Annotated in this window: 24 protein-coding genes; 5 read left to right on the plus strand and 19 right to left on the minus strand. The window is 70.7% G+C overall.

Features of this window, described 5'->3' with window-relative positions; all coding sequences use genetic code 11:
* Positions 1 to 9: 9 nt before the first annotated feature.
* Together A9977_RS32565 and A9977_RS32570 are read left to right on the plus strand one after the other, a co-directional pair.
* Entirely contained in the window at positions 10 to 1,008 is a 999-nt protein-coding gene (locus A9977_RS32565; RefSeq protein WP_183028969.1) for a zinc-binding dehydrogenase, read from the plus strand.
* Complete coding sequence (locus A9977_RS32570; protein ID WP_183028970.1) at positions 1,005 to 1,556, plus strand: VOC family protein; 552 nt, start codon at positions 1,005 to 1,007, stop codon at positions 1,554 to 1,556. Before A9977_RS32565 ends, A9977_RS32570 begins: the two co-directional genes overlap by 4 nt.
* A 10-nt stretch (positions 1,557 to 1,566) precedes the next feature.
* On the opposite strand, the gene A9977_RS32575 is transcribed toward A9977_RS32570, so the two are convergent.
* Genes A9977_RS32575 through A9977_RS32585 form a run of 3 tightly spaced genes read right to left on the minus strand, consistent with a single transcriptional unit; the run spans position 1,567 to position 4,138 of the window.
* Entirely contained in the window at positions 1,567 to 2,481 is a 915-nt protein-coding gene (locus A9977_RS32575; RefSeq protein ID WP_183028971.1) for a LysR family transcriptional regulator, read from the minus strand.
* A gap of 35 nt (positions 2,482 to 2,516) precedes the next feature.
* Positions 2,517 to 3,482 carry a tripartite tricarboxylate transporter substrate binding protein gene (locus A9977_RS32580; RefSeq protein WP_183028972.1) on the minus strand — a complete coding sequence of 322 codons (966 nt, stop codon included), beginning with the start codon at positions 3,480 to 3,482 and terminating at the stop codon, positions 2,517 to 2,519.
* Positions 3,479 to 4,138, minus strand: coding sequence for a flavin reductase family protein (locus A9977_RS32585; RefSeq protein WP_183028973.1), 660 nt, complete (start codon positions 4,136 to 4,138; stop codon positions 3,479 to 3,481). Before A9977_RS32585 ends, A9977_RS32580 begins: the two co-directional genes overlap by 4 nt.
* A gap of 71 nt (positions 4,139 to 4,209) precedes the next feature.
* Here A9977_RS32585 and A9977_RS32590 point away from each other — a divergent pair, with 71 nt between their 5' ends.
* Positions 4,210 to 5,034, plus strand: a complete 825-nt coding sequence (locus A9977_RS32590; protein ID WP_220812259.1) for an IclR family transcriptional regulator — start codon at positions 4,210 to 4,212, stop codon at positions 5,032 to 5,034.
* Positions 5,035 to 5,064: 30 nt separating this feature from the next.
* Here A9977_RS32590 and A9977_RS32595 read toward each other — a convergent pair whose 3' ends face one another.
* The 14 genes from A9977_RS32595 to A9977_RS32660 form a co-directional block, all read right to left on the minus strand.
* A complete protein-coding gene (locus A9977_RS32595) occupies positions 5,065 to 6,252 on the minus strand; it encodes an acyl-CoA dehydrogenase family protein (protein ID WP_183028974.1) in 1,188 nt (395 codons plus the stop codon).
* Positions 6,253 to 6,331: 79 nt separating this feature from the next.
* Complete coding sequence (locus A9977_RS32600; protein ID WP_183028975.1) at positions 6,332 to 7,324, minus strand: tripartite tricarboxylate transporter substrate binding protein; 993 nt, start codon at positions 7,322 to 7,324, stop codon at positions 6,332 to 6,334.
* A 35-nt stretch (positions 7,325 to 7,359) separates the two neighbouring features.
* Entirely contained in the window at positions 7,360 to 8,337 is a 978-nt protein-coding gene (locus A9977_RS32605) for a nitronate monooxygenase family protein (RefSeq protein ID WP_183028976.1), read from the minus strand.
* 75 nt (positions 8,338 to 8,412) lie between these two features.
* Positions 8,413 to 10,005: an AMP-binding protein gene (locus A9977_RS32610; protein WP_259652254.1), complete on the minus strand. Its 1,593-nt coding sequence runs from the start codon at positions 10,003 to 10,005 to the stop codon at positions 8,413 to 8,415.
* Positions 9,968 to 11,002: an acyl-CoA dehydrogenase family protein gene (locus tag A9977_RS32615; protein WP_183028978.1), complete on the minus strand. Its 1,035-nt coding sequence runs from the start codon at positions 11,000 to 11,002 to the stop codon at positions 9,968 to 9,970. The genes A9977_RS32610 and A9977_RS32615 overlap by 38 nt, the downstream gene beginning before the upstream one ends.
* The gene (locus A9977_RS32620; protein WP_183028979.1) at positions 10,999 to 12,159 is read right to left on the minus strand and encodes an acyl-CoA dehydrogenase family protein; all 1,161 of its coding nucleotides are present in this window, start codon (positions 12,157 to 12,159) and stop codon (positions 10,999 to 11,001) included. The genes A9977_RS32615 and A9977_RS32620 overlap by 4 nt, the downstream gene beginning before the upstream one ends.
* A gap of 18 nt (positions 12,160 to 12,177) precedes the next feature.
* Positions 12,178 to 13,641, minus strand: coding sequence for an aldehyde dehydrogenase family protein (locus A9977_RS32625; protein ID WP_259652255.1), 1,464 nt, complete (start codon positions 13,639 to 13,641; stop codon positions 12,178 to 12,180).
* The gene (locus tag A9977_RS32630) at positions 13,638 to 15,197 is read right to left on the minus strand and encodes a class I adenylate-forming enzyme family protein (RefSeq protein WP_183028980.1); all 1,560 of its coding nucleotides are present in this window, start codon (positions 15,195 to 15,197) and stop codon (positions 13,638 to 13,640) included. The genes A9977_RS32625 and A9977_RS32630 overlap by 4 nt, the downstream gene beginning before the upstream one ends.
* Positions 15,198 to 15,204: 7 nt before the next feature.
* Positions 15,205 to 15,639 carry a Zn-ribbon domain-containing OB-fold protein gene (locus A9977_RS32635; protein ID WP_183028981.1) on the minus strand — a complete coding sequence of 145 codons (435 nt, stop codon included), beginning with the start codon at positions 15,637 to 15,639 and terminating at the stop codon, positions 15,205 to 15,207.
* A 5-nt stretch (positions 15,640 to 15,644) separates the two neighbouring features.
* Positions 15,645 to 16,811, minus strand: coding sequence for a thiolase family protein (locus tag A9977_RS32640; protein WP_183028982.1), 1,167 nt, complete (start codon positions 16,809 to 16,811; stop codon positions 15,645 to 15,647).
* A 3-nt stretch (positions 16,812 to 16,814) separates the two neighbouring features.
* A complete protein-coding gene (locus tag A9977_RS32645; RefSeq protein WP_183028983.1) occupies positions 16,815 to 17,609 on the minus strand; it encodes an enoyl-CoA hydratase/isomerase family protein in 795 nt (264 codons plus the stop codon).
* Between the two features lie 18 nt (positions 17,610 to 17,627).
* Complete coding sequence (locus tag A9977_RS32650; protein ID WP_183028984.1) at positions 17,628 to 18,431, minus strand: ABC transporter ATP-binding protein; 804 nt, start codon at positions 18,429 to 18,431, stop codon at positions 17,628 to 17,630.
* A complete protein-coding gene (locus A9977_RS32655) occupies positions 18,431 to 19,285 on the minus strand; it encodes an ABC transporter permease (protein WP_220812261.1) in 855 nt (284 codons plus the stop codon). The genes A9977_RS32650 and A9977_RS32655 overlap by 1 nt, the downstream gene beginning before the upstream one ends.
* On the minus strand, positions 19,282 to 20,283 hold the full coding sequence (locus tag A9977_RS32660) for an ABC transporter substrate-binding protein (RefSeq protein ID WP_183028985.1): 1,002 nt from the start codon (positions 20,281 to 20,283) through the stop codon (positions 19,282 to 19,284). The genes A9977_RS32655 and A9977_RS32660 overlap by 4 nt, the downstream gene beginning before the upstream one ends.
* Before the next feature lie 219 nt (positions 20,284 to 20,502).
* On the opposite strand from A9977_RS32660, the gene A9977_RS32665 reads away from it, so the two are divergent.
* Positions 20,503 to 21,408 carry a LysR family transcriptional regulator gene (locus tag A9977_RS32665; RefSeq protein WP_183028986.1) on the plus strand — a complete coding sequence of 302 codons (906 nt, stop codon included), beginning with the start codon at positions 20,503 to 20,505 and terminating at the stop codon, positions 21,406 to 21,408.
* 76 nt (positions 21,409 to 21,484) lie between these two features.
* On the opposite strand, the gene argC is transcribed toward A9977_RS32665, so the two are convergent.
* On the minus strand, positions 21,485 to 22,399 hold the full coding sequence (gene argC, locus A9977_RS32670; RefSeq protein ID WP_183028987.1) for an N-acetyl-gamma-glutamyl-phosphate reductase: 915 nt from the start codon (positions 22,397 to 22,399) through the stop codon (positions 21,485 to 21,487).
* A gap of 82 nt (positions 22,400 to 22,481) precedes the next feature.
* Between argC and A9977_RS32675 the strand changes: the two genes are divergently transcribed.
* Positions 22,482 to 23,369: a LysR family transcriptional regulator gene (locus A9977_RS32675; protein ID WP_183028988.1), complete on the plus strand. Its 888-nt coding sequence runs from the start codon at positions 22,482 to 22,484 to the stop codon at positions 23,367 to 23,369.
* 60 nt (positions 23,370 to 23,429) lie between these two features.
* On the opposite strand, the gene glmS is transcribed toward A9977_RS32675, so the two are convergent.
* The gene (gene glmS, locus A9977_RS32680; RefSeq protein ID WP_183028989.1) at positions 23,430 to 25,310 is read right to left on the minus strand and encodes a glutamine--fructose-6-phosphate transaminase (isomerizing); all 1,881 of its coding nucleotides are present in this window, start codon (positions 25,308 to 25,310) and stop codon (positions 23,430 to 23,432) included.
* Positions 25,311 to 25,399: the final 89 nt, after the last annotated feature.

A 25,399-nucleotide genomic window follows, 5' to 3' on the forward strand; every position in this document is an offset into this window, starting at 1 on the left:
GAGCGCCCCATGCTTGCATTGCGAAAATTGACGCCCGGCTTCGGCGTCGCGCTGGCCGAGGCCGCCGCACCGCAGACGCCAGCGCCCGGCGACGTCCTGATCGAGGTCGAGGCCGCCGGCATCTGCGGCAGCGACCTGCACATCTACGACGCCAAGGGCTCGGCCTACGACTTCCTGTGGCCGCGGCTGCCGCTCACGCTCGGCCACGAGTTCTGCGGCCGCGTGGTCAGGCTCGGCGCCGGCGCACCGGCCGCGTTGCTGGACCGGCGCGTGGTCGCGCTGCCGGTCGGCATCGGCACCCAGCGCGACGGCTGCTTCGCGCCCTGGGTCACGGTGCCGGCCGCCCACTGCCTGCCGATCCCCGACACGCTCGACGCCGAGCTCGGCGCGCTGATCGAGCCGCTCACCGTGGCGCACCACGCGGTGGCGTGCGCGGGGATCGGGCCGGGCCAGCGGCTGCTGGTCATGGGCGCGGGCGCCATCGCGCAGGGCGCGGCGCTGTTCGCGCGCCTGGCCGGCGCACGCCAGATCGTCGTCACCGGCCATGCCGACACGCACCGCTTCGCCGTGCTGCGCCGCATGGGCTTCGACACGCTGGTCGACCGCGCCGAGGCCGGCTCCGAACAGCGGCTCGCGGCCCTGGCCGGCGAGGGCTTCGATGCGGTGATCGAGATGACCGGCGTGGCCTCCACCGTCGACGAGGGCCTGGGCCTGCTGCGCCGCCAGGGCACCCTGGTGGCCACCGGCATCCACCCGGCGCCGGGCACGATCGACATCACGCGCCTGGTGCGGCGCCAGCTGCAGCTGCGCGGCAGCTACGGCAACACGCGCGAGGGCTGGCAGCAGGTGATCGACACCGTGGCCGCGCACCCGGCGCAGTTCGCACCGCTGGTCACGCACCGCTACGCGCTGCGCGACGGCCTGCAGGCCTTCGAAGCGGCCTACAGCCGCGTCGCGACCAAGGCCCTGCTCTTCCCCCACTCCTTCGAAACCCGCACCCCACGATGAACGACTTCCTTTTCGGCGGCCGCCCCGAGACTGCGATCCAGGCCGGCCATGTGGTCGAGGACATCGACCAGGCCATGGCCAGCTTCAGCGCCCAGCTCCGGGTCGGGCCCTGGTACCGCTTCCGCACCTCGCAGCCGCGGCCCGGCGCGTTCTATCGCGGCCGCGAGGTGAACCACGACCTGTCGATCGCGCTGGCCTTCCACGGCACCCTGATGCTGGAGCTGATCCAGCAGCACGACGACCAGCCTTCGGTGTTCCGCGACGGCGTGGCGCGCCGTGGCCACGGCTTCCACCACTGGGGCATCGGCACGCGGCAGTTCGATGCGCGCGTGGCCGAAGAACAGGCGCAGGGTCGCGAGGCGCTCTACACGGCGCGCACCGCGCGCGGCGCACGCATCGCCTACTTCGAGGGCGCCACGCCGCTGCACGCGATGAAGGAGCTGATCGAGATCACCGACATCAGCGAGGCCTTCTATGCCGGCATCGCGCGGCAGGCGCGCGACTGGGACGGCCGCACGCTGCTGTGGCCCGGGCCGCAGGCGGCCTGATTCGCGCGCTTCAGCCCGGCGGCAGGAAGCCGGGGGAGGCCGCGATGCGTTCGCGCAGGAACTCGATGAAGGCCGTGGTGCGCGGGCTCGGGTTCTGGTTGTGCGGGTAGATCGCCCAGATCGGATCGTGCTCGGGCTGCGCGTCGCTGTCGAGCAGGGTCACCAGCGCGCCGCTGGCGATGTCCTGCTCCACCACGTAGTAGGGCAGCTCGGTGATGCCCACGCCGGCCACGCACAGGCGGTGCAGCATCTCGGCCTGGTTCGAGGTGATGTCGCCATCGACCGAGGCCGGCTTGAGCGGCGACTCGGCACGCAGCCCCCAGTGGATGTCATGCGTGCGGATCGAGAAGTTGAGGCAGTTGTGGTCCTTCAGCGCCGCCGGCGTGGCCGGCGTGCCGCGGCGCGCCAGGTAGGCCGGCGCGGCGCAGATCACGTGCTTGGTCAGCCCGATCTTGCGCGCGAAGTACGCGCTGTCCTGCAGCGCCCCCAGGCGGATCGCGAGGTCGATGTTGCGCTCCACCAGGTCGACCCGCTCGGCCCCCAGCTGGATGTCGATCTTGATGCGCGGAAAGCGCCGCACGAACTCGGCGATGAAGGGCACCAGCGTGTAGCCGAAGCTGGGCAGCGTGTAGATGCGCAGCCTGCCGCTCAGCTCGGCCGTGAGTTCGCTGAGGCTGCGCTGCGCATCGTCCATCGCCTCCAACACCCGGCGCGCGCCGACGATGAACACCTCGCCTTCGTAGGTGAGCTGCAGCGAGCGCGAGGTGCGGTGGAGCAGGCGCGCGCCCAGCCGTTCCTCCAGGCGCGAGATCGCCTTGCTGACAGCCGAGGCGCTCAGGTCGAGCTGGCGCCCGGCGGCCGAGAAGCTGCCGCTTTCGACCGCGCGGACGAACACGGCGAGCTCGGAGAAACGGTCATGGGACATGGCGCGAGCTTAGCGGCGCCAGGGCGCGCCGTGCGTCACTCGGGCACGATCTTCGCCGCCGCCGCGGTGCGGCGCCACAGCGCCACCTCGGCGTCGACGAAGCGCGCGAAGGCTTCCTGCGTGTCCACGAATACCTCGCCGCCGGTGGCCTCGACGCTCTCGCGCTCGGCCTCCGCCGCCTTGCGTGCCATCCGGTTGAGGTAGGCCACGGCCGCCTCGGGCGCGCCCTTGCGCAGCCACAGGCCGCTCCAGCTCGTCATCTCGTAGCCGGGCAGGCCCGACTCGGCCACCGTCGGCAGTTCGGGCAGCACCTTGAGCCGCGTGCGGCCCGAGGCCGCCAGCGGCACCAGCGTGCCGGCCCGGATCTGCGTGAGGCTGTTGAAGATGTCGACGAACATCACGTCGCAATGCCCGCCCAGCAGGTCGTTGAGCGCCGCGGTCGCGCTCTTGTAGGGCACGTGCAGCAGCTTGACGCCCGCCATCTGCTGGTAGAGCTCCATGCCCATGCGGCCGGCCGAGGTGCCGGCCCCGAAACTGATCTTGCCGGGCTCGCGCCGTGCCAGCTCGGTGAGCTGCGCGATGGTCGACACCCCGAGGCCGGGCCGCGCCACCAGCAACGAAGGCAGCCGCCGCGTGCTGCCCACGGGCACGAAATCCTGCAAGGGGTCATACGGCAGGTTCTTGATCAGGAACAGGTTCGCCACATGGGCATTGGAGGTCGCGAGCACCGTGTAGCCGTCCGCCGGCAGCCGCGCGACCTCGGCGGTGCCGATCGAACCGCCCACGCCGGCCTTGTTGTCGACCACCACCACCTGCCTGCTGTCGGCCGTGATCTGCTGCGCGATCGCGCGCGCATTCAGGTCGGTACCGGTGCCGGCGGCCCACGGCACCACGATGCGCAGCGGCCGGCTCGGGTAGCCGGCGGCCCGCGCCGGCAGCGTGGCCGTCGACGCCGCCAGTCCGCCAGCGGCGGCGACGCGCAGCATCAGGCGCCTTCTCATTTCATCGCCTCCTGCATGTAGGGCACGGTGTCCAGGCCCTCGAAGTCGGGCCGCACCACCTGGAACTTCGACTCGACGGTCACGTAGTCGAGGTAGCCGACGCGCGCCAGCGGCTTGATCTTGAGGATGTCGAGCACGCCGTCGGCGTCGATCACGTCCTCCTGGATGTGCACGCCGATCACCTCGCCGATCAGCAGGTAGGTGCTCGCCTCCGGCGTGTTGGCCGGGATGTAGAGCGACTGCCGAAGCCGGCATTCGAAATGCACGGGCGAGGCCGCCACGCGCAGGGGCTTGACCCGGTGCGAGGCCACTGTGGGAATGCCCAGCTGGCTGAACTCGTCGACCTCCGGCCCGAAAGCCTGGGCCGAGGACACCACCCACTGGCGCAGGTCGTAGGTGGCCATGTTCCACACGAACTCGCCGGTGGCCAGCGCATTGGCGGCGGTGTCCTTCATCGAGCCGTCGGGCCGGCAGTTGACCGCCACCGTCACGGTCGGCGGGTCCCAGGTCAGGTTCTGGAACTGGCTGTAGGGCGCGAGGTTGTGCACGCCCTGCGGGCTGACGGTCGAGATCCAGCCGATGGGTCGCGGCACGCAGCAGGATTTGAAGGGGTTGTAGGGCAGGCCGCTGGCGGTGTGGCCGGGTTCGTAGAACATGGTGGGTCTCCGGTTTAATAGGGACGTCCAAGATATGGATATTCCATTCGTATCTCTATCGATGTTTCGCTATGTCATCCAACAAGAATCAAACGCCGCCATCGGTGCGGCGCGTGCTGGCCGAAGACGCCGACTTCGGCGGCGATCGCCAGTTCGCCACCACGCTGGCGCGCGGCCTCGCGCTGCTCAAATGCTTCACGCCCGCCCGGCCGACCCTGAGCAACCGCGAGCTGTCGGAGCAGACCGGGCTGCCGAAGGCCACCATCTCCCGCCTCACCTACACGCTCTGCGCACTGGGCTACCTGCGCAACGTGCCGGACTCGCAGCGCTACGCACTGGGTTCGGCGGTGGTGTCGCTGGCCTATCCGCTGCTGGCGAACATCGGGCTGCGCCAGGCCGCGCGCGCGCCGATGCACGAACTCTCGGCCTCGGTGCGCGGCTCGGTGTCGCTGGCGATCCGCGACCGGCTCGACATGGTCTTCATCGAGGTCAGCCGCAGCCGCTCGGCCTTCTCGGCACGCATCGCCGACATCGGCCTGAGCTACCCGATCGCGGCCACGGCCATCGGCTGGGCCTACCTCGCGGCCTGCCCCGTGACGGAGCGGCAGGCGCTGATCCACGAGATCCGGCTGCGGCAGCCGGCGCTGTGGGCCCAGTACGAGCCCAACATCCGTGCCAACCTGAACTTCTATGCCAGCGCCGGCTTCTGCGCGAACCACGGCGAACTCCGGCCCGAGGTGGCCGCGGTCGCAGCGCCCTTCGACACCACGCCCGAGGGGCGCCAGCTGATCTTCAACTGCGTCGTGCCCACTTTCCGCTGCACTCGGGAAGACCTGGTGCACGACATCGGCCCTCGGCTGGTGAACATGCTGCGCAGCCTGCGGCCCGCCCACTGAACGCCGCGCCACCTCCACCTCCTCCATGGCTCACAGGCCCAGCATCGTCTTCGCGATGATCCCGCGCTGCACTTCATTGGAGCCGCCGAAGATCGACAGCTTGCGGTTGTTGAGGTACTGCGCGGTGGCGGTGGCGGCCTCGGGCGGGCTGCCGTCGAGTGCCAGCGCATCGGCCAGCTGCGCCTGGGCCCGCGGCCCGACCGCGCGGCGGATCAGCGATGACAGCTCCTGGCGGATCTCGCTGCCCAGCACCTTGAGCGCCGAGCTCTGCACGCCGGGCGAGCCGCCCGCGGCCACGGTGGCGGTGACGCGCAGGCTGGTGGTCTTGAGGTTCTCCAGCGCGATCTCGACCCGCGCCATGCGGGCCGCGAACAATGGGTCCTGGTCGAGGGGACGGCCCTGGCGCTGCACGCGCGCCGCCACCGTCTTCAGCCGCTGAAGCGCCGCCACGCAGAAACCGATGCCGGCGTTGCGCTCGTGCGTGAGCAGGTACTTGGCGCAGGTCCAGCCCTCGTTCTCCTCGCCCACCAGGTTCTCCAGCGGCACGCGCACGTCGGTGAAGAACACCTCGTTGACCTCGTGTTCGCCGTCCAGCGTGACGATGGGCCGCACCTCCACCCCGGGCGACTTCATGTCGATCAACAGGAAGCTGATGCCGCGCTGGGGGCGCGCGTCCGTCGAGGTGCGCACCAGGCAGAAGATCATGTCGGCGTGCTGCGCGAGCGTGGTCCAGGTCTTCTGGCCGTTGACGAGGTAGTGTTCGCCCCGCGCGTCGGTGGTGCGCACGGCGCGGGTGCGCAGCGCGGCCAGGTCCGAGCCGGCGCCGGGCTCGGAGTAGCCCTGGCACCACCAGTCGCTGCCGTCGAGGATGCGCGGCAGCCAGTGCGCCTTCTGCGCCGGCGTGCCGTAGCGGATCAGCACCGGCCCCAGCATGATCAGGCCGAAGGGCAAGGTGCGCGGCGCATCGGCCAGCGCGCATTCGTACTCGAAGATGAAGCGCTCGACCGCGGTCCAGCCCGGCCCGCCGTGCTCGCGCGGCCAGTGGCTCGCGAGCCAGCCGCGCGACTGCAGGATCGCGTGCCACTGCACCATCTCGGCCTTGGTCAGCGTGCGGCCCTCGGCCACGCGGGTGCGCAGCGCGGCCGGCAGCTGCGTGGCGAGGAAGGCGCGCACCTCGGTGCGGAAGGCCTCTTCGGCGGCGGTGAAGTCGAGGTCCATCGTCAGCGGACCCCGTGCGTGCGGCCGATGAAGGCAGCGGGGGCAGTGAAGGCTTCGCGCATGGTGCGGGTGCTCCTCGTCATTCCAGCGCGATGCCGCCGATGCTCTGGATCAGCTTGCCCCAGAGCACGGTGTCCTCGCGCACCGTGCGGGCGAAGCGCGCCGGGTCGGGGTCGCCGATCTCGTAGCCGATCTGGGCCAGCGCGGCGCGCATGTCCTCGGTCTTCATCACGGCCGCGAAGTCGGCCATCAGCGTCGCGACCAGCGGCTTGGGCATGTTCGCCGGACCGAAGATGCCCAGCCAGCCGACCAGCGGGCCGAGCGTGGGATAGCCGGCCTCGGGAAAGTTGGGGATCGCGGGGAAGGCCGCGACGCGGCCGGTGCCGGTGATCGCCAGCCCGCGCAGCCGGCTGCCCGGCTGCAGGAAGGCGGCGGACGAACCGATGTCGCACATCACGGCGCTCAGCTGGCCGCCGATCAGGTCGTTGATCGCCGCCGCGCAGCCCTTGTAGGGCACGTGCACCAGGTCGACGCCGGCCGCGTGCTTGAAGGCCTCGCCGATCAGGTGGCCCAGCGTGCCGTTGCCGTAGGAGCCATAGCTCATGCTGCCCGGCCGGGCCTTGGCCGCGGCCACGAACTCGCCGAGGGTCCTGGCGGGGTTGTCGGCGTTGACCAGCATCACCAGCGGCGTGACGCCGATCTGCGCGATCGGCGTGAGGTCCTTCGTGGCGTCGTAGGGCAGCTTCTTCATCAGGTGCGGCAGCACGGTGATGGTGGAGCCGGCCGCGAGGATCAGCGAGCTGCCGTCGGGCGCGGAGCGCACGATGTTGTCCACGCCCAGCACGCCCGAGGCGCCCGGCCGGTTCTCGACGATCACGGGCTGGCCCATGGCCGGCGCCACCTTGGTCGCGAGCCGGCGCGCGATGGTGTCGATGCCGCCACCGGGCGGCACGGTGACCACGATGCGGCCGGGCTTGCTGAGCGTGGGCGCGGCCTGCGCCCAGGCCGGCGGCTGCAGCGCCACCGCCGCCACCGCGCACAGCGCGGCCCGAATCCAAAGATGCTTCGTCATGCCTGTCTCCTTCTGTTGTTTATCTCGAACCCGACTCAGGCCGCGGTGCGCCGGCGGCCCAGCCCCTCGCCCAGCGCAGCGTCGTACTCGGCCGCCAGCCGGTCGATCAGCGCCGCAGCCGGCAGCACGCGGTCGATGGCGCCGATGCCCTGGCCGCAGCCCCAGACGTCCTTCCAGGCCTTGGGCTTGATGCGGCCGGTGCCCAGGTTCATCGCGCCCGGGTCGCCGGCCGCGAGCTGGTCGGGGTCGAGGCCGGCCGCGACGATCGAGGGGCGCAGGTAGTTGCCGTGCACGCCGGTGAAGAGGTTGGTGTGCACCACGTCGCGGGCCGTGCTGTCGACGATCATCTTCTTGTAGGCCGCCGCGGCGTTGGCCTCCTCGGTGGCGATGAAGGCCGAGCCCATGTAGGCCAGGTCGGCGCCCATGGCGCGCGCCGCCAGGACCGAACGGCCGCTGGCGATGGCGCCCGACAGCACCAGCGGGCCGTCGAACCACTGGCGGATCTCCTGCACCAGCGCGAAGGGCGACTGCGTGCCCGCATGGCCGCCGGCGCCGGCCGCCACCGCGATCAGGCCGTCGGCGCCCTTCTCGATCGCCTTGCGCGCGAAGGCGTTGTCGATCACATCGTGCAGCACGATGCCGCCGTAGGCATGGACCGCCTCGTTCACCTCGGGCCGCGCGCCCAGTGAGGTGATCACGATCGGCACCTTGAAGCGCGCGCAGACCTCGAGGTCCTGCTGCAGCCGGTCGTTCGTGCGGTGCACGATCTGGTTGACCGCGAAGGGCGCGGCCGGCCGATCCGGATGGGCGCGGTCGTGCGCGGCGAGCGCGTCGGTGATCCGCTGCAGCCAGCGCGCCAGTTCCTCCTGCGGTCGCGCGTTGAGCGCCGGGAAGGAACCGACGATGCCGGCCTTGCACTGGGCGATCACCAGTTCGGGGTTCGAGATGATGAACAGCGGCGAGGCGATCACCGGCAGCCGCAGCCGCTCGGAAAGGATCGGGGGAAGGCGCATGCGTGGACTCCTGGAGGCGATGGGCGGGCACACCGGCGGCGCACGTCCCGCGGGACGCGCCTCGACGGTGGGGCTTCAGATGCGGCGCGTCTGGTCGCGCCAGTAGGGTTCGCGCAGCAGGCGCTTGAAGATCTTGCCGGTGTCCTCGCGCGGCAGCGCGGCATGGAAGTCGATGGTGCGCGGCACCTTGAAGTTGGCGATGTGCGCGCGCAGGAAGGCCTGGATGCGGGCCGCATCGAGCTCGGCGCCGGGCCGCAGCTGCACCGCGGCCGCCACGCCCTCGCCGAACTCCTCGTCGGGAATGCCGAACACCGCGCAGTCGGCCACGCCGGGCATGCCCTGCAGCACGGCCTCGACCTCGGCCGGGTAGATGTTCACGCCGCCCGAGATGATCATGTCGGTGCGCCGGTCGCAGATATAGAGGAAGCCGCGTTCGTCGAGGTAGCCCACGTCGCCGAGCGCCACCAGGCCGTCCTGTTCCATCGCGTCGCGCGCCGCCTGGTTGTTGACGTAGGTGAAGTCGGGCAAGGCGGGCTGGCGCACATGGATCGCGCCCACCTGGCCCGCGGGCAGCGCGCGGCCCGCCTCGTCGACGATGCGCAGCTGCGCCGGCCCCAGCGCCTGGCCCACCGAACCCGGGTTGGCCAGCCAGGTGGGCGAATCGATGAAGGTCACGTAGCCGGTCTCGCTGGCGCCGTAGGCCTCGGTGATGACCGGTCCGAACCAGTCGATCATGCGGCGCTTGACCTCGGGCGGACAGGGCGAGCCGGTGGAGGCCACATGGCGCAGCGTGGCCACGCTGAAGCGCGCGCGCTCGGCCTCGCCCAGTGCCAGCAGCCGGCGGTACATGGTGGGCACCAGGTAGGCGTGGGTCACCGCATGGCGCTCGATCAGCTCGAGCGTGCGCAGCGCGTCGAAGGCGGGTTCGAGGATCAGCGTCGCGCCCGCGTCGCAGGCCTGCACCAGGTACATGGTGGAGGCGCTGTGGTAGATCGGCGCGCACAGCATGGCGGTGACGCCGGGCGCCATGCCCGAGGCGATGCGGCCGATGCGGCGCGACTCCAGCTCGAGCGCATCGCGCACTTCGGGCGCCAGCGCGAGCCGGCGCACGCCCTTGGGCTTGCCGGTGGTGCCCGAGGTGTATTGCACCGAGCCGAAATGCAGCCGCGGGCGCGATGCCATCGGCGGCACGCCGACGCCGAAACCGTCCCAGCGCGCGGCCCGGCCCGACACGTCGGGCAGCGGCCGCGCCGGGTCGGCCGGCACCGCCACCAGCGCAACCCCGGCCGGCACGCCGGCCAGCACCTGCGCGAGCAGGTCGTCGTGCACGAACAGCATCGCGGCGCCGCTGTCCTCGAGCATGAAGGCGGCCTCGGGCGGCTTGCAGTGCCAGTTGAGCGAGACGAAGTAGACGCCGGCCCGGCGGCAGGCCAGGATCAACGCCGCATAGGCCGGGCTGTTGCGCATCATCACGGCCACCGTCTGGCCATGTGCCACGGCCGCGGCCTCGAGGCCGGCGCAGAGTCGCTCGACCTCGGCCTCCATCCATTCGGGCGTGAAGGTGCGGCCGGAAAAAACGATCGTGGGGTAGCTCATCTCGGTTGTCTCCTGTTGTTCTTCTCGTTCGTTCTCAGCGGCCCTGCAGCGCCGCCAGCGCCGCGCCGGCATGGCGCGCGCCGACGGTCATGGCGCGGCGCAGGTAGAGGCCCGCATCGTGCTCGTCGGCAAAGCCGATCGCGCCATGGAACTGCACCACCTCCTGCGTGACGCGCAACGCGGCCGCGGACGCGCGCTGCACCGCGGCCGCCGCGGCCCAGGCCGCGCGCGCGGTGCCGGCGGCGCGCGCGGCCTCGTGCACCAGCGCCCGCGTGGCGGTGACGTCCACATGGCAGTCGGTGGCACGGTGCTGCAGCGCCTGGAAGCTGCCGATCGGCACGCCGAACTGGCGCCGCAGCCGCAGGTAATCGAGCGCCAGGCGCAAGGCCGCGTCCATGAGGCCGCAGAGGTAGGCCGCATCGCCCAGCCAGGCGAGCTGCCGGCCGCGCGCCCAGGCCGCTTCGCCCACCGCGCCCGACAGCAGGCACGGCGCATCGGCCCAGGCCGCGGGCTCGATGGCCAGGTCGGCCAGCCGGCTGCCGTCCACCGCATGGCGCACGCGCAGGGCAATGCCGTGGGCGGCCGGGTCGAGCCCTCGCGCCTCGAAGTCCGCGCCCTGCCCGCTCGCGACCAGCCACTGCGCCGCCGCGTCGCCCTCGGGCACCAGCGAGGCCGTGCGCGTGCCGTCCGCGCCGCGCTCGGCCTGCGCCAGCGCGACATGGGCCGTGCCTTCGATCAGCGCCTGCAGCGTGGGCGCGGCGGCGTCGCCGCCCTCGGCCAGCACCGCCGCCGCCGCCATGCCCGCCGTGAGCGGCGGCATGAGCAGCGCGCGTCCGGCTTCCTCGGCGACCACGCAGAGCGCCGGTGCGCCGAGTTCCAGGCCGCCTGCCGCCTCGGGCACCGCGATGCCGAGCCAGCCGAGTCCGGCGATGGCCTTCCAGGCATCGGCCTCCCATGCAGGCCCGCCTTCGTGCACGCGGCGCGCGGCGCCCGGTCCGCCGTGCGAGGCCGCGAAGTCGGCGGCGCTCTCGGCAATCATGCGCAGGGGTGCGCTCGCTTCGGCGTTCATGGCTTGGCTCCGGCGACCGGCAGGCCCAGCACCCGCGTCGCGATGATGTTGCGTTGCACTTCGCTGCTGCCGCCGTAGATGCCCAGGCGGCGCGCCTGCAGGAACATCTCGGTGGCGTCGAGCAGGTCGGCGCCATGGCGGGTGGCGTCGCGCAGCGCGGCGGCCGGGCCCGCGACCTGCCGCACCAGTTCGAGGAGCCGGTGCACGGTGTCGGTGGCCAGCAGCTTGAGGTAGGAGCTGTCGGCGGCGAGGCCCTGCTCCGCCGCTTCGGCGGCTTCGAGATACGCCGCGACCAGCGTCTCGACCTCCACCTCGGCCAGCGCCACGGCCTCGTGCACGCCGGGCGGCACGCGCTCCGCGGGCGTGGCGCGCAGCATCATGCGCAGACGCTCCAGCGCCCGCAGCGCCTGCGCGGGCGCGCCGATGCGCAGCCGCTCCTCGCTGAGCACCGCGGTCGCCACCTGCCAGCCCTTGTCGATCTCGCCGACCACGTTCTCCAGCGGCACCACCACCTCGTCGAGGAAAACCTCGGCGAACTCCTCGTCGCCTGCGATGGTGCGGATCGGCCGGCGCCGGATGCCCGGTGTCTTCATTTCGATCAGCACGAAAGTGATGCCATGCTGCGGCTTGCCGCTGCTGGCGGTGCGCACCAGCGCGAACATCCAGTCGGCGTGGTGGCCCCAGGTGGTCCAGATCTTGTGGCCGTTGATGACCAGGGTGTCGCCGCGCACTTCGGCGCGGGTGCGCAGGCTGGCCAGGTCGGATCCCGAACCCGGCTCGGAATAGCCCTGGCACCAGATCGCGTCGCCCGCGAGGATCGGCCCCAGGTGGCGCTGCTGCTGCGCCGGCGTGCCGCGCGCGATCAGCATCGGGCCGATGTGGTTCAGGCCCTGCGTCGGGAAGTCGGGGGTGCCGGCGCGCGCCATCTCCTCCATCAGGATCACCTGCTGCACCGGGCTCGCGCCCATGCCGCCGTGCGTGCGCGGCCAGTGCGGCGCGATCCAGCCGCGCTGCGACAGCGCGCGGTACCAGGGCATGCCCTCGGCGGGCAGCGGACGGAAGGTCTTGTGGCGCAAGGCCTCGGGCACGTGGGCCGCGAGCCAGTCGCGCACCTCGTGGCGGAAGGCCGCGTCGGCGGCCGATTCGGGTCTGAGCATGGTGGCAATCGCGGCCGCCTAGAGGCTGCCGATCTCCTGGTAGACGTGTTTGATCTCGAGGAAGTCGTGCATGCCCTCGGCCCCATGGAGCCGGCCGAAGCCGCTCTCCTTGTAGCCGCCGACCTCGGCTTCCGCGAACAGCTTGTTGTGGGCGTTGATCCACACGGTGCCGCAGCGGATCTCGCGCGCGATGCGCTGGGCGCGCGCGCTGTCGCGCGACCACACGCTCGCGCCCAGCCCGAAGCGGGTGGCGTTGGCCAGCACGACCGCGCCGCGGTCGTCGTCGAAGGCCTCGAGCGTCATCAGCGGCGCGAAGTGCTCGTCCTGCACCGCCGGGCACTGCGGGTCGTCGACCTCCACCAGCGTGGGCGACACGAAGGCGCCGTGCGCCGGCAGGTCCGCCACCGGGCCGCCGCGCACCACCAGGCGATGGCGCTCGCCCAGTTGCTCGACCAGGCCCAGGATGCGGTCGCGGTTCGCGCGGTCGATCACCGCACCCATGCGGCTGTCGGGCAGGTGCCCCGGGCCGACGCGGAAGTCGCGCATCGCCGCCGCCATCGCATCGCGGAAGTCGCCCAGCAGGCGGCGCTGCACCAGGATCCGGCTCGCGGCCGTGCACTGCTGGCCCGACAGGATGGTGCCGGCCGCGAGGATCTCGCGCACCGCCAGGCCCAGGTCGGCGTCGTCGCAGACCACGCAGGGCGCCTTGCCGCCGAGCTCGAGCGACAGCCGCTTGAGCTGCGGCGCGGCGGCCGCCATGATGGCCTTGCCGACGGCGGTGCTGCCGGTGTAGCTCAGCACGTCGACGCCGGGCGCGGTGACGAAGGCCTGCGCCGCCTCGCTGCCGGCCTCGTGCACGATGTTGACGGTGCCGGGCGGCAGGCCCTCGGTCTCGGCCAGGCGCTGCGCCACGCGGTGCATGAACAGCGCGGCCTGCGGCGCCGCCTTGACGACCACCGTACAGCCGGCCGCCAGCGCCGGTGCGAGCGAGCGCACGAACAGGATCAGCGGCGCGTTCCAGGGCACGATGATCGCCACCACGCCCGCGGCCTCGTGCGTGATCAGCGAGCGCACGCCCGGCGCGGGCTCGAGCACGCGGCCGGCCGCGCTGCGCGCCATGCCCGCGTAGTAGCGCAGTTCGGAGGCCGCGCCCTCGACCTCGCCGGCCGACTCGCGCAGCACCTTGCCGTTCTCCAGCGTGAGCAGCAGCGCGAGCGATGCCGCGTCGGCCGCCAGCCGGTTCGCCATGTCGAGCAGCACCTGGGCGCGCAGCCGCGGGCTGTGGCGCCAGGGCGTGGTCTCGAAGGCCTGGCGCGCGGCATCGATCGCGGCCCGGGCCTCGACCGCGCCGCCGGCCGGCGCATGGCCGACCAGCGTGCCGTCGGCCGGGTTGGTCGACGCGAAGGACGGGCCCGCGGGCAGCCACTGGCCGCCGATCCAGTGCGCGGCCTGCGTGTCCCAGCGCATGGCCTCGGCGCTCATGCCGGTACGCGCCGCGCGGGCTGCGGCGCCAGCCGCGCCAGCGCCATCTCGCGCAGCTCGGCCTTCATCACCTTGCCCACGCCGTTGCGCGGCAGCGCGTCGACGAAGAACACGTGCTTTGGCTTCTTGTAGCTGGCGATGCGCGAGCGGGTGTGCTCCTGCACCGCCTCCACGCTCAGCGCGCGGCCCGGATGGCGTTCGATGAAGGCCACCACGGCCTCGCCGAAGATCTCGTCGGGCACGCCCACCACCGCCGCATCGGCCACGTCGTCGTGCTCGACCAGCACCTGCTCGACTTCCTTGGTGTAGATGTTGAAGCCGCCGCTGAGCACCATGTCCTTCTTGCGGTCGACGATGTAGAGGTAGCCGTCGGCGTCGAAGCGGCCCATGTCGCCGGTGTGGATCCAGCCGTCGATGATGGTCGCGGCCGTGGCCTCGGGCCGGCCGAAGTAGCCCTTCATGGTGGTGAAGCGGCCGGCCTCGCCCGAGCGCACCAGGATCTCGCCCACGTCGTCGACCGACACCTGCTGGCCCTTGTCGTCGACCAGCTTGACCTGCACGCCGGGCGTGACGCGGCCGACCGAGGCGGGATGGGTGAACTGCTCCTCGTGGCCCAGCACCGTGACCGAGCCGACCTCGGTCATCGCGAAGAAGGAGTGCAGCCGCGCCTGCGGCAGGTAACCGATCATCCGGCGCTTGAGCTCGACCGGGAAGGCCTCGCCGGTGACGATGATGTGGCGCAGGCTCGCGCAGCGCGCAGCCTGCTCGGCCAGCACCGGCATCAGCATGCGCGCCACGGTGGGCACCATGCCCGCCGCGCTGACCTGCTCGCGCTCGATGGTGTCGACCGCGGCCTGCGCGTCGAAGCGCTCCATCACCACCAGCTTGGAACCCAGGCACATCGAGTTCATGAGCCGCGCGAGCCCGGTGCGGTGTGCCAGCGGCGTGGTCACCAGGAACACGTCGTCGGCCGTCACGCCCCACTCCACCGCGTTGATGAAGGCGTTGCCGATCACGAAGTTGGCATGCGTGAGGATCGCGCCCTTGGGCTTGCCGGTGGTGCCCGAGGTGTAGAGGATCATCGCGTCGTCGGGCGACAGCGCGAGCTCGGGCAGGCGTTCGTCGGAATGGGTGCGCAGCGTCTCGAAGGACTCGGCGCCCGCCACCGTGCCGCCCACGGCCACGCGGCGGATGCCCTGCAGTTCGCTCGCCAGCGCGTCGATGGCCGGCGCGCTCTCGGCATGGAACACCAGCACGCGCGCCTGGCTGTCCTGCGCGAAATACACCAGTTCGCGCGGCGTGTTGCGGGTGTTGACCGGGATCACGATCGCGCCGACCGAGAAGGCCGCGTACATGATCTGCACGAACTCGATGCAGTTGGGCAGGTAGACGACGATGCGGTCGCCCTGCACCACGCCGGCGCGCCGCAGGCCGGCCGCCAGCGAGCGAGCGCTCGACAGCAGCTCGCCGTAGCTCAGCCGCTGGGCGCCGACGACGACGGCCGGCTTCGAAGGCGTGCGCAGCGCATGCGCCGCCATGAAGTGTTCGAGACGCATGACGTTCCTAGGCCAGTTCGAAGGCCGGGTAGGCCTGCTCGGGCGTCAGCTGGTCGATCGCCAGCCGGACCCGCTTGCCGATCGCCAGGTCGCTTGGCGCGCAGCGCAGCACGTTGGCGATGATGCGCACGCCCTCGTCGAGCTCGACCGTGGCCACGCACAGCGGGATCCGGCCTTCGACGCCCGGGCCCGGGATGCGCACCACGGTGCAGGCGTAGATGGTGCCGGTGCCGGCGACCTCGCGCCACTCGAGCGTGCGGCGCCCGGTGAAGCCGCTGACCGGCTTGGGGTAATGCTGGAAGCGCTTGGCGACGGTGCAGTACTGCAGCACCAGCTTGCCCTGGGCAATGCCGTCCCAGAAGGGCTTGCTGTCGACGTAGACGCCCTGCCGGGGCACGGGACGGACCGGCGCGGCCGGCGTGGTGGGGGTGGTATCGCTCATGTTCTTCATGCCTCCAGGACCATGGCCGAACTGGTGCCCCAGTTGCGGCCGTAAGGGATCACGCCGATGCCGGTGACCAGCGCGTTGCGCGGGTCGGGCACCTGGCGGCTGCCGCCTTCGCCGAACATCTGCCGCACGGCTTCGGCCAGGTTGAGGCCGCCGCTGGCCAGGCCGGGTTGGCCGGCCGAGATCTGGCCGCCGCCGGTGTTGAGCGGCAGCTCGCCGTTGAAGGACAGGTCGGTGCGCAGCGTGTAGGCCGAGCCTTCGCCGCGCTCGCAGAAGCCGAAGGCCTCGAACTGCATCATCACGGCGATGGTGAAGTCGTCGTAGGGCTGGAACATGCGCACGTCCTTGGGCGCGAGGCCGGCCTTGCGCAGCACCTCGGGGCCAATCCTGGTGAAGCCCGACTGCGTGATGTCGGCCAGCGGATCGCTGCCGTTGAAGTTGGTGACCTCGCCGTAGGCCACGGGGTAGACCATCTTCTTCAGGCCCAGCCGCCTGGCGTTCTCCTCGGTGGTGACGATGAAGGCGTTGGCGCCGTCGCAGAACATCACGCTGTCGAGCACGCGCAGCGGGTCGGAGATGACGCGCGACTTCAGGTACTCCTCCATCGTGAGTTCCTTCTGGAACTTCTTGTAGCCATTGGGGTTGTGCAGTGCATGGGCGCGCTGGGTGATCGCGATCTTGCCCAGCGCCTCGGGGTCGAGGCCGTACTGGTGGATGTAGCGGCTCATCAGCAGGCCGAAGGTCGCAGGCGGGCCCTGCACGCCGGGCGGGTCCTGGAACTCGCTGCGGTAGGCGCCGTAGTTGGAGCGCCAGTCGGAGCTGGGCGCGTCGGACGACATCACGACCGCCAGCTTGCACATGCCGTCGCGGATGGCCGACATGGCGCGCGCCACGCCGCCGGTGGCCGAGCAGCCGCCGATGCCGCCGTAGTTGAGCCAGGTCGGCGTGATGCCCAGCGCCTCGGTCATGTAGACCGCGAAGAAGGGGTTCTGCGCCTCCGACAGCGCGGTGGTGACCGACAGGCCGTCGATCTCGCTGCGGTCGATGCCGGTGCGTTCCAGCAGCTGGTCGAGCGCTTCACCCGCCAGGTCGTAGGCGCTGCGGCCGGTCTTGAAATCGATGGCGGTCTCGGCGTAGCCGCCGATCACGATGTCTCTTTTCTTCATCTCTCACTCTCCTCGGAAACCAGGGGCGCGCTTTTCGCGGAAGGCGCTCAGGCCTTCCTTGCGGTCCTGGGTGAAATACAACATGAAGGACACGTCGCCCTCGGCGGCCATGCCCTCGGCCAGCGGCAGGTCCATGCCGCGGTCGATCACGGACTTGGTGAACATCACCGACAGCGGCGCGTTGCCGGCGATGGTGCGGGCCAGCTCGCGCGCCTTCTCGATCGCCTGGCCGGCCTCGGTCACGTGGTTGACCAGCCGGTACTCGCGCGCCTCGGCGGCGCTGATGCGGCGGCCGGTCCACATCAGCTCCTTGGCCAGCGCGGGGCCGATCAGGCGCGGCAGCGTCTGCGTGCCGCCGCCGCCGGGCATCAGGCCCAGGCGGATCTCGGGCAGGCCGAACTTGGCGTTGGCGCCGGCCACGATCATGTCGCCCACCAGCGCCAGCTCGAGGCCGCCGCCGAGCGCGAAGCCTTCGATAGCGCTGATGACGGGCTTGCTGTAGCCGGGCAGCGAACGGAACAGCTCGTTGACCTTGCGCGCGCGCCGGCGCTTGCGATAGAAGTCGAAGTACTCGTTGTCGCCGATGGTGAATTCGCTGGTGTCGATGCCGGTGCAGAAGGCCTTGTCGCTGCCGCGCAGGATCACGGCGGCGATCTCGCGCTTCGACTCGGCCTCGCCCAGCGCGTCGAGGATCTCCTCGGCGGTGGTCTCGCGCAGCGAGTTCATTTTCTCGGGCCGGTGGAGGGTGACCTCCAGCCAGCCCTCCACCTGCTCGACGATGATGTCCTGGTAGCTCATGGGAAGTTTCGCTTTCTCTTAGTGCTCTGTGGTCGTGAATGAAGAGGGGTCGGCCTCGGCCGGATCGTCGGTGTCGCCGCCGATGGCGCGCTCGATCTGCTGATGCATGCGCGCCATGCAGGCCGCGTCCTGGCGCTGCGCGGCACTCACCGACAGCTCGAGGCAGACCCGCGCCGGCGCGGCCAGCACCAGGATGCGGTCGGCGATCTCGAGTGCGTCCTCGATGCGGTGGGTGACGAAGACGCAGGTCTTGCGCTGCTCGCGCACGATCTCGGCGAAGTCGCGACGCAGGGTCTGCGAGGTCACGTGGTCGAGCTGGCTGAACGATTCGTCGAGCAGCACCAGCGCCGGATCGACCGCCAGGGCGCGCGCCAGCGACACCCGCTGGCGCATGCCGCCCGAGAGCTCGGCCGGGTACTTGTGGCCGGCATCGCCCAGCTTCACGCGCTGCAGCCATTGCGCGGCCCGTTCGCGCGCCTCGGCACGCGGCCGGTTGAGCAGCAGCAGGCCGAGCTCGACGTTCTCCTGCGCGGTGCGCCAGGGCAGCAGCCGGTCGGTCTGGAAGCTCACGGCCAGCTTGCCGCGCAGCGCCACGAAGTCGCGGGCCGGATCGGCGCCGGCCACGCGCACCGTGCCGTCGTCGGCCGACGAGGTGCCCATGAGCAGCGACATCACGGTGCTCTTGCCGGCACCGGTCTGGCCCAGCAGCGCCACGGTCTCGCCTTCGCGCACTTCCATCGACAGGTGGTCGATCGCGGTGTGGCTGCCGAAGCGCTTGCTGACGTCGCGCAGCTCGATCAGGGGGGTGGGGACGTTCGTCATCAGCGCACCTTCGCTTCCTTGCGCCAGCCGAGGAAACGCGCCTCGGCCAGGGTGGCGATCCACTGGATCACCAGGTTGAGAACCACCAGCAGCACGGTCCAGGCCAGCACCTGGTCGATGCGGAAGGTCGACTGCGCGAAGCTCATGCGCGAGCCGATGCCGAAAGCCGAGGCCACCAGTTCCGCAAAGATCACCATCCGGATCGCATAGCCGATCACCGACTTGGTGGTGAGGAAGATGTAGGGCACGATGTGCGGCGCCACCAGGTAGCGCAGCATCTGCCAGCGGCTGGGCCGGAAGCTCTCCAGCATGTCGACCCAGTCGGTGGACAGGGCCCGCACGCCTTCGTACACGTTGAGCGCATAGAAGGGCAGCAGGATCACGGTGAGGATGAAGAAGATCCGCGCCTCCGGGTCCTTGAACCAGAACACCGCCAGCAGCATCCACGACAGCGCGGGGATGCCGGTGTCGACCACCACCAGGGCCTTCAAGTAGGGGCCGACCTTCTTCGAGGTGCCCATCAGCAGGCCGATCGCGACGCCGACGAAGGCCGAGAACACGATGGCCACGCACAGCCGGCCCAGCGTGATCGCGACATGCAGCAGGTCGGTGCTCAGCAGCTGGCCCAGCGCCTTGGCGATCACCACCGGCGAGGGCATCACGTAGTCGGGCACGTACCAGCTGCCGATCTCCATCGCGGCGAAGATCAGCACCACCACCACGCAGAGCGCCTTGAGGTCGCTGCGGTCGCGTGGCTTCGGCGTCACGATGGCGGCGGTGGTCGGCGGCTTGCGCGCCGACACGGAGGGCGCGGGCTTGGCCGCGCCGGGGATCTGGATGTCGGCCTGTTTCATTCTGCGAAGAACCCGTTGTCGACCACCTTGGGCAGCGCGCCGTTGCGCACCAGGAACTCGTTGGCCGTGCGGATGCTGCGGCGGCCCTCCTCGGTCTGCATCGAGGTGTGCTTGAACTCCAGCCGCTTCGAGGCGATCGCGGTCTTGAGCACCTCCGGCGGGATGCCCGAGTTGGCGCCCGCGATGGCCACGGCCTCATCGGTCTTGCCGGTGATGCCATCGATGCACTGCGCGAAGGCCTTGTTGAGCCGCGCCACCAGCGTCGGGTCGCGCGCGATGGCGTCCTTGCGCACCGCCACGCCGAAGTAGGGCAGGTCGAGGTTCACGCGGCGGCGGTATTCCTCGCCGGCGTTGTAGAGCACACGCATGTCGGGCACGCGCGCCAGGCCGACCGAGACGTTGGGCTCCCAGGTCAGGCCGGCATCGGCGCGGTTGGCCATCACCAGCGTGACCGAGGCCGCGGGGTTGTCGACGTTCTGCACCACCGCATGGCTCTCGAGGTCGATGCCCGCGAGCTCCTTCACCACGGCGCGCATCATCCGGTAGGTGCCGGTCGACTGCGGTGCCGCCAGGGTCTTGCCCTTGAGCGCCTGGATCGTCGCCGGGCCCTTGGCCTGGGTGATGATGTTGATCATGTTGCCGGTGGTCACCGAGCACACGTACTGCAGCGGCACGCCCGCGAGGTGGCGCGAGGCGAAGGTGTCCCAGCTGCCGATGCAGATGTCGTAGTTGCCCGCGACGAAGTCGTTGTAGTAGGTGGTGACCGCGGTGTACGACGTGGGTTTGCCCAGCTGCAGGCCGTTGGCCTTGTCCAGCTCCTTGGCGACCATGTAGTCGGTCAGCAGGGTGGTGAAGCCCGGTGCCAGGTTGGCCCATTTGAGGGCCGGCTGGGCGGCCGCGGTGCGCGCGGCCAGCGTGCCCAGGCCCAGGACCGAGGCGGGTGCACAGGCCGAGGCGGCCCGAAGCAGCGTCCGGCGCGACAGTGCGTGTCTGTTCATTGGCGTGTCTCCGTCTTGTGGTGAATCCGGGGCGCGGCCCCTGCACCAGGGGCCACGCGCTTTGTCTTGTTGTGGGCAAATGGTAGGAACGGGCCTGCGTTCCGAATAGGGTCAGATCTGGACCGGGCGTTCCAGCCGTGGAACGCACGAAGTCCCCACGGGCGGCGATGTCGACTACCCTCGGCGCCTGTTTCAGCACACGAGAGAGACACCCGGGCCATGGCCGACAAACTGGATCTGAATTCGCTTCGACTGTTCTATGACGTCGTGAACGCGCAGAGCATCACGCGCGCGGCGACGGAACTGGACATGCCCAAATCCACCATCAGCCGCAAGCTCACGCAACTCGAGCAGCAGGTGGGCACGGTGCTGCTGAAGAAGGGCCAGCGCCGCCTCACGACCACCGAGATCGGCGCGCGTTTCTACGAGCACTGCCGGCGCGTGGTCGACGAGGTCGAACAGGCCGGCCTCGAGACGCTGCAGCTGCAGACCGCGATGCGCGGCGCGCTGCGGGTGAGCATTCCGATCGACTTCGGCGTGTCGTGGATCGGCAAGGCGATCGCCGAGTTCGTGCTGGCCTATCCGGAGCTGGAACTGGAGGTCGACGTGAACAGCCGCGCGGTCAATCCAAGGGAAGACCCCTACGACCTCACGATCCAGCTCGGGCCGCTCAAGGACACGGAACTGACCTACAGGCGCATCGCGACGATCACCCGCGGCGTCTACGCCAGCCCCGAGTACCTCGAACGCCGCGGCGTGCCGCTGTCGGTGGACGAGCTGCACCGCCACGACTGCATCATCACCACGCAGCAGCGCGCGGACGGCATCTGGACGCTGCGCAACGAGGCCACGCACCGCTTCGCGCACATCGAGGGCAAGGTGGTGGTGAACAACATCTCGATCGCGCGCGAGATGGCCATCGGCCACGTGGGGCTCAGCATGCTGCCCAACGTGATGTGCGCCAACGACCTGCGCTCGGGCCGGCTGCGCCGGGTGCTCAAGGACTGGGAGAGCCCCTCGATGCACGCCACCGCCCTAGTGCTGAGCCGCAAGGGCATGCCGAGCAAGATCCGCGCGTTCCTGGACTTCATGTCCGACCGGCTGAGCCTGGACCAGAAAGGCTGACCGGCCACGGCCGCGCCTTCCGCGAGGCGCCGCCGATCGAGGCCTGCGCCGGAGTTCATCCGGGCAGCCCCTTCGTTCAGGCCCCGGCCATCAGGCGCAGGTTCTGCACCGCCGCGCCCGCGGCCCCTTTGCCCAGGTTGTCCAGCACCGCGCTCAGCACGATCTGGCCCGTGCGCTGGTTCCATGTGACGGCCAGGCTCATGTCGTTGCTGCCGTTGTGGACCTGCGGGTCCAGCTCGGTGATCGGCGCGTCGGAAGACAGCGGCAGCACGCGCACATGCGCCGCGTCGCGGTAGCGTTCGGCAAGGCATTCGTGGAGGTGCGCGCCCGACGCATCGGCAGGCAGCAGCCGCGCATGCAATGCGATGGTGAGCACGATGCCCTGCCGGTAGCTGCCATAGGCCGGCACGAACAGCGGACGCTGCGTCAGGCCGGCATAGGCCTCGATCTCGGGCACGTGCTTGTGCTCGAGCGCCAGGCCATAGACCTTGAACGAATGCGCGCCCTCCCCGGCCTCGTGCGCTTCCGCGCCGGCCCGGCCCTGGCCCGAGTAGCCCGAGACCGCGTGGATCACCAGCGGGTAGTCGGCGGGCAGCAGGCCTGCGTCCGTCAGCGGCCGCAGCAAGGCAATCGCGGCCGTGGGGTAGCAGCCCGGATTCGTGACCCGCGCCGCCGAGGCGATGCGCCCGGCTTGCGCCACATCGAGTTCCGGCAGGCCGTAGACCCAGCCCGGACTGGTGCGGTGCGCCGAACTGGCATCGATGACACGCACCGAGGGGTTCTCGATCATCGCCACCGCCTCGCGCGCCGCGGCATCGGGCAGGCAGAGGATCGCGATATCGCAGGCATTGAGCGCGTCCCGCCGGGCCGCCGCATCTTTACGCAGGGCCGCCGGCAAGGTGCGGATGCGGAATTCCCCAGCCTGGAGCCGGTTCTGCAGGTCCAGGCCGGTGGTGCCCTGGTCGCCGTCGATGAAGAGAGTGAGGTCCATGGCGTGCGATGGTAGGCACGCAGCCGCGATGGCTCCAGTTAAATATCTGGAAGCCGAGATTAAGAAAAGTTAAATTAGCGCGATGCGTGAACTGAGCCTCGACCATCTGCGCACTTTGGTGGCCATCGCCGACCTCGGGTCGCTGGCCAATGCCGCGCGCGCCCTCCATCTCGCGGCCCCGACCGTCACCGTGCAGATCGCGGAACTGGAGTCGCGCCTGGGCGGCCAGCTGCTCGTGCGCGGGCGGGGCCCGGCACAGCCGACGGCCTTGGGCGAAGGCTTCATCGCGCGTGCGCGCCGGCTGCTGGCGGACGCCGACGATGCCGTGGAGGACGTGCGGCGCCAGCTCGCCGGCCAGACCGGCCGGGTGCGGGTGGGCGCCTCGACCGGCGCCATCGCGCACCTGCTGCCGCCCGCGCTCGAGCGCCTGGCGCGCCACCATCCGGGCATCGACGTCAACGTGCAGGTGCTGACCTCCAAGGACAGCATGGCCCGGCTCGCCGCGGGCAGCCTGGACCTGGCGATCGTGGCGCTGCCGCAGGCGGCTGTGCGCGGCCTCCATGTCACGCCCGTGCGGCGCGAGGCGGTCGTGGCCTTCCTGCCGGCGGAATGGAAGGCACCCCGGCGGCTGAGTGCACAGTGGCTGGCCGAGCGGCCGCTGATCATGAACGACGCCTCCACCAGCCTCTACCGGCTGACCGCGGAATGGTTCTCCGCGGCGGGCGTCCATTGCCGGCCGCGCATCGAGCTCAACTACAACGACGCCATCCGCACGCTGGTCGCCGCCGGCTACGGCGCGGCCCTGCTGCCGCAGGAATCGCAGGAGCCCGCGCGCGATCCCCGCATCGTCGTGCGCCCGCTGAGCCCGCCGCTGTGGCGGCAGCTGGGTGTGGCCGTCAGCGAGCGCGGCGCCAGCGGTCCGACGCGCTTCGTGCTGGAAGCGCTGCAGCCCGCCACGGCGCGCAGTTGACGCCCGGCTCAGCGAAGCCGCTGGCGGAAGGCCTGCGACGCGCGCACGGGGCCCGCCCCCTCACTCCACCGTCACGCTCTTCGCGAGGTTGCGCGGCTTGTCGACGTCGGTGCCACGCGCGCAGGCCGTGTGGTACGCGAGCAATTGCAGCGGCACCACGTGCAGCAGCGGGCTCAGCGCGCCGTAGTGCTCGGGCATGCGGATCACGTGCAGGCCTTCGCTGCTCTCGATGCGCGCATCGCCGTCGGCCAGCACGTAGAGCACGCCGCCGCGGGCGCGCACTTCCTGCAGGTTGCTCTTGAGCTTCTCCAGCAGCGCGTCGTTGGGCGCCACCGCGACCACCGGCATCTCGCTGGTCACCAGCGCCAGCGGGCCGTGCTTGAGCTCGCCGGCGGCGTAGGCCTCGGCGTGGATGTAGGTCACTTCCTTGAGCTTGAGCGAGCCTTCGAGCGCGATCGGGTAGTGCAGGCCGCGGCCCAGGAACAGCGCGTTCTCCTTGCGCGCGAAGTCCTCGGCCCAGCTGATGATCTGCGGCTCCAGCGCCAGCACCGACTGCAGCGCGACCGGCAGGTGGCGCATCTCCTTGAGGTAGCGCGCCTCGTCGGCCTCGCTCAACCGGCCCTTGGCCTGCGCCAGCGCCAGGGTCAGCAGGAACAGGCCCGCCAGCTGCGTCGTGAAGGCCTTGGTCGAGGCCACGCCGATCTCGACGCCGGCGCGCGTGATGTAGGCCAGCTTGCACTCGCGCACCATGGCGCTGGTGGCGACGTTGCAGATGGTCAGCGTGTGTTCCATGCCGAGCGAGCGCGCGTGCTTGAGCGCGGCGAGCGTGTCGGCCGTCTCGCCGGACTGGGTAATGGTCACGACCAGGGTCTTCGGGTCGGGCACCGAATCGCGGTAGCGGTATTCGCTCGCGATCTCGACCTGGGTCGGGATCTTGGCGATGCCTTCGAGCCAGTACTTGGCGGTGCAGCCGCTGTAGTAGCTGGTACCGCAGGCCAGGATCAGCACCTTGTCGATGGCCTGGAACACGCGGTGCGCGCTGGCGCCGGTGGCGCCGTCCTGGCCGACGCCGTCGAACAGCTCGGGCACGATGCCCTGCACGCCCTCGAGCGTGTCGCCGATGGCGCGCGGCTGCTCGAAGATCTCCTTCTGCATGTAGTGGCGATAGGGGCCGAGCTCGGCCGCGCCGCTGTGGGCCAGCACCGTGCGCACGGTGCGGCTGACGGCCTTGTGCTCGCGGTCGACGATCCAGTACTTGCCCGGCTGCAGGTCGACCACGTCGCCCTCTTCCAGGTAGACGATCTGGTCGGTCACGCCGGCCAGGGCCATGGCGTCGCTGGCCAGGAAGTTCTCGGCGCCGTCGGCGCCCACGCCCAGGATCAGCGGCGAGCCGGCGCGCGCACCGATCACGCGGTGCGGCTCGTCGCGGCAGATGGCCGCGATCGCATAGGCACCGTGCAGCTGGCGCACCGCGGCCTTGACCGCGTCAAACAGGTCGCCGTCGTAGTGGCTGTCGATCAGGTGGGCGATGACCTCGGTGTCGGTCTGGCTCGAGAACACGTAGCCCTTGGCCTGCAGCGCGGCACGCAGCACTTCATGGTTCTCGATGATGCCGTTGTGCACCAGCGCCACGCGCGGCGCCTTGGCGCTGTCGGCGTCTTCGCCGGGGCCGTAGCTGAAGTGCGGGTGGGCGTTGTGCACCGCCGGGGCGCCATGGGTGGCCCAGCGGGTGTGGGCGATGCCGGTCAGGCCTTCGACGCGGTCGTCGTGCACCTGGGTGACCAGGTCCGCGACGCGCGAGGTGGTGCGGGTGCGCGTCAGGTTGCCCGCATGGACGGCCACCCCGCAGGAGTCGTAACCGCGGTACTCGAGACGCTGAAGGCCCTGGACGAGGACGGGAACGATGTTGCGATGGGAGGCTGCGCCGACGATGCCGCACATGGGAAAGCCTTTGAATGGAGCTGGAGAGGCCGCGATCGTAGGGCTGGGTTCAAGATATTTGTCGTCAATATTCCTGTATTTTTGGAATA

Source organism: Variovorax sp. UMC13 (genome assembly GCF_014170375.1).
Classification (GTDB): Bacteria; Pseudomonadota; Gammaproteobacteria; order Burkholderiales; family Burkholderiaceae_C; genus Variovorax.

Excerpts from the sequence above, each read along its gene's own strand:
- A9977_RS32635 (WP_183028981.1), bottom strand. The coding sequence starts at position 15,639 with ATGAGCGATACCACCCCCACCACGCCGGCCGCGCCGGTCCGTCCCGTG.
- A9977_RS32590 (WP_220812259.1), top strand. The coding sequence starts at position 4,210 with ATGTCATCCAACAAGAATCAAACGCCGCCATCGGTGCGGCGCGTGCTG.
- A9977_RS32620 (WP_183028979.1), bottom strand. The coding sequence starts at position 12,159 with ATGCTCAGACCCGAATCGGCCGCCGACGCGGCCTTCCGCCACGAGGTG.
- A9977_RS32645 (WP_183028983.1), bottom strand. The coding sequence starts at position 17,609 with ATGAGCTACCAGGACATCATCGTCGAGCAGGTGGAGGGCTGGCTGGAG.
- A9977_RS32625 (WP_259652255.1), bottom strand. The coding sequence starts at position 13,641 with ATGAGCGCCGAGGCCATGCGCTGGGACACGCAGGCCGCGCACTGGATC.
- A9977_RS32665 (WP_183028986.1), top strand. The coding sequence starts at position 20,503 with ATGGCCGACAAACTGGATCTGAATTCGCTTCGACTGTTCTATGACGTC.
- A9977_RS32600 (WP_183028975.1), bottom strand. The coding sequence starts at position 7,324 with ATGACGAAGCATCTTTGGATTCGGGCCGCGCTGTGCGCGGTGGCGGCG.
- A9977_RS32630 (WP_183028980.1), bottom strand. The coding sequence starts at position 15,197 with ATGCGTCTCGAACACTTCATGGCGGCGCATGCGCTGCGCACGCCTTCG.
- A9977_RS32565 (WP_183028969.1), top strand. The coding sequence starts at position 10 with ATGCTTGCATTGCGAAAATTGACGCCCGGCTTCGGCGTCGCGCTGGCC.
- A9977_RS32575 (WP_183028971.1), bottom strand. The coding sequence starts at position 2,481 with ATGTCCCATGACCGTTTCTCCGAGCTCGCCGTGTTCGTCCGCGCGGTC.
- A9977_RS32605 (WP_183028976.1), bottom strand. The coding sequence starts at position 8,337 with ATGCGCCTTCCCCCGATCCTTTCCGAGCGGCTGCGGCTGCCGGTGATC.
- A9977_RS32585 (WP_183028973.1), bottom strand. The coding sequence starts at position 4,138 with ATGTTCTACGAACCCGGCCACACCGCCAGCGGCCTGCCCTACAACCCC.
- A9977_RS32595 (WP_183028974.1), bottom strand. The coding sequence starts at position 6,252 with ATGGACCTCGACTTCACCGCCGCCGAAGAGGCCTTCCGCACCGAGGTG.
- A9977_RS32650 (WP_183028984.1), bottom strand. The coding sequence starts at position 18,431 with ATGACGAACGTCCCCACCCCCCTGATCGAGCTGCGCGACGTCAGCAAG.
- A9977_RS32615 (WP_183028978.1), bottom strand. The coding sequence starts at position 11,002 with ATGAACGCCGAAGCGAGCGCACCCCTGCGCATGATTGCCGAGAGCGCC.
- A9977_RS32570 (WP_183028970.1), top strand. The coding sequence starts at position 1,005 with ATGAACGACTTCCTTTTCGGCGGCCGCCCCGAGACTGCGATCCAGGCC.
- A9977_RS32660 (WP_183028985.1), bottom strand. The coding sequence starts at position 20,283 with ATGAACAGACACGCACTGTCGCGCCGGACGCTGCTTCGGGCCGCCTCG.
- A9977_RS32580 (WP_183028972.1), bottom strand. The coding sequence starts at position 3,482 with ATGAGAAGGCGCCTGATGCTGCGCGTCGCCGCCGCTGGCGGACTGGCG.
- argC (WP_183028987.1), bottom strand. The coding sequence starts at position 22,399 with ATGGACCTCACTCTCTTCATCGACGGCGACCAGGGCACCACCGGCCTG.
- glmS (WP_183028989.1), bottom strand. The coding sequence starts at position 25,310 with ATGTGCGGCATCGTCGGCGCAGCCTCCCATCGCAACATCGTTCCCGTC.
- A9977_RS32675 (WP_183028988.1), top strand. The coding sequence starts at position 22,482 with ATGCGTGAACTGAGCCTCGACCATCTGCGCACTTTGGTGGCCATCGCC.
- A9977_RS32655 (WP_220812261.1), bottom strand. The coding sequence starts at position 19,285 with ATGAAACAGGCCGACATCCAGATCCCCGGCGCGGCCAAGCCCGCGCCC.
- A9977_RS32640 (WP_183028982.1), bottom strand. The coding sequence starts at position 16,811 with ATGAAGAAAAGAGACATCGTGATCGGCGGCTACGCCGAGACCGCCATC.
- A9977_RS32610 (WP_259652254.1), bottom strand. The coding sequence starts at position 10,005 with ATGCCGGCGCGGCGCTGGCGGCGCTGCAGGGCCGCTGAGAACGAACGA.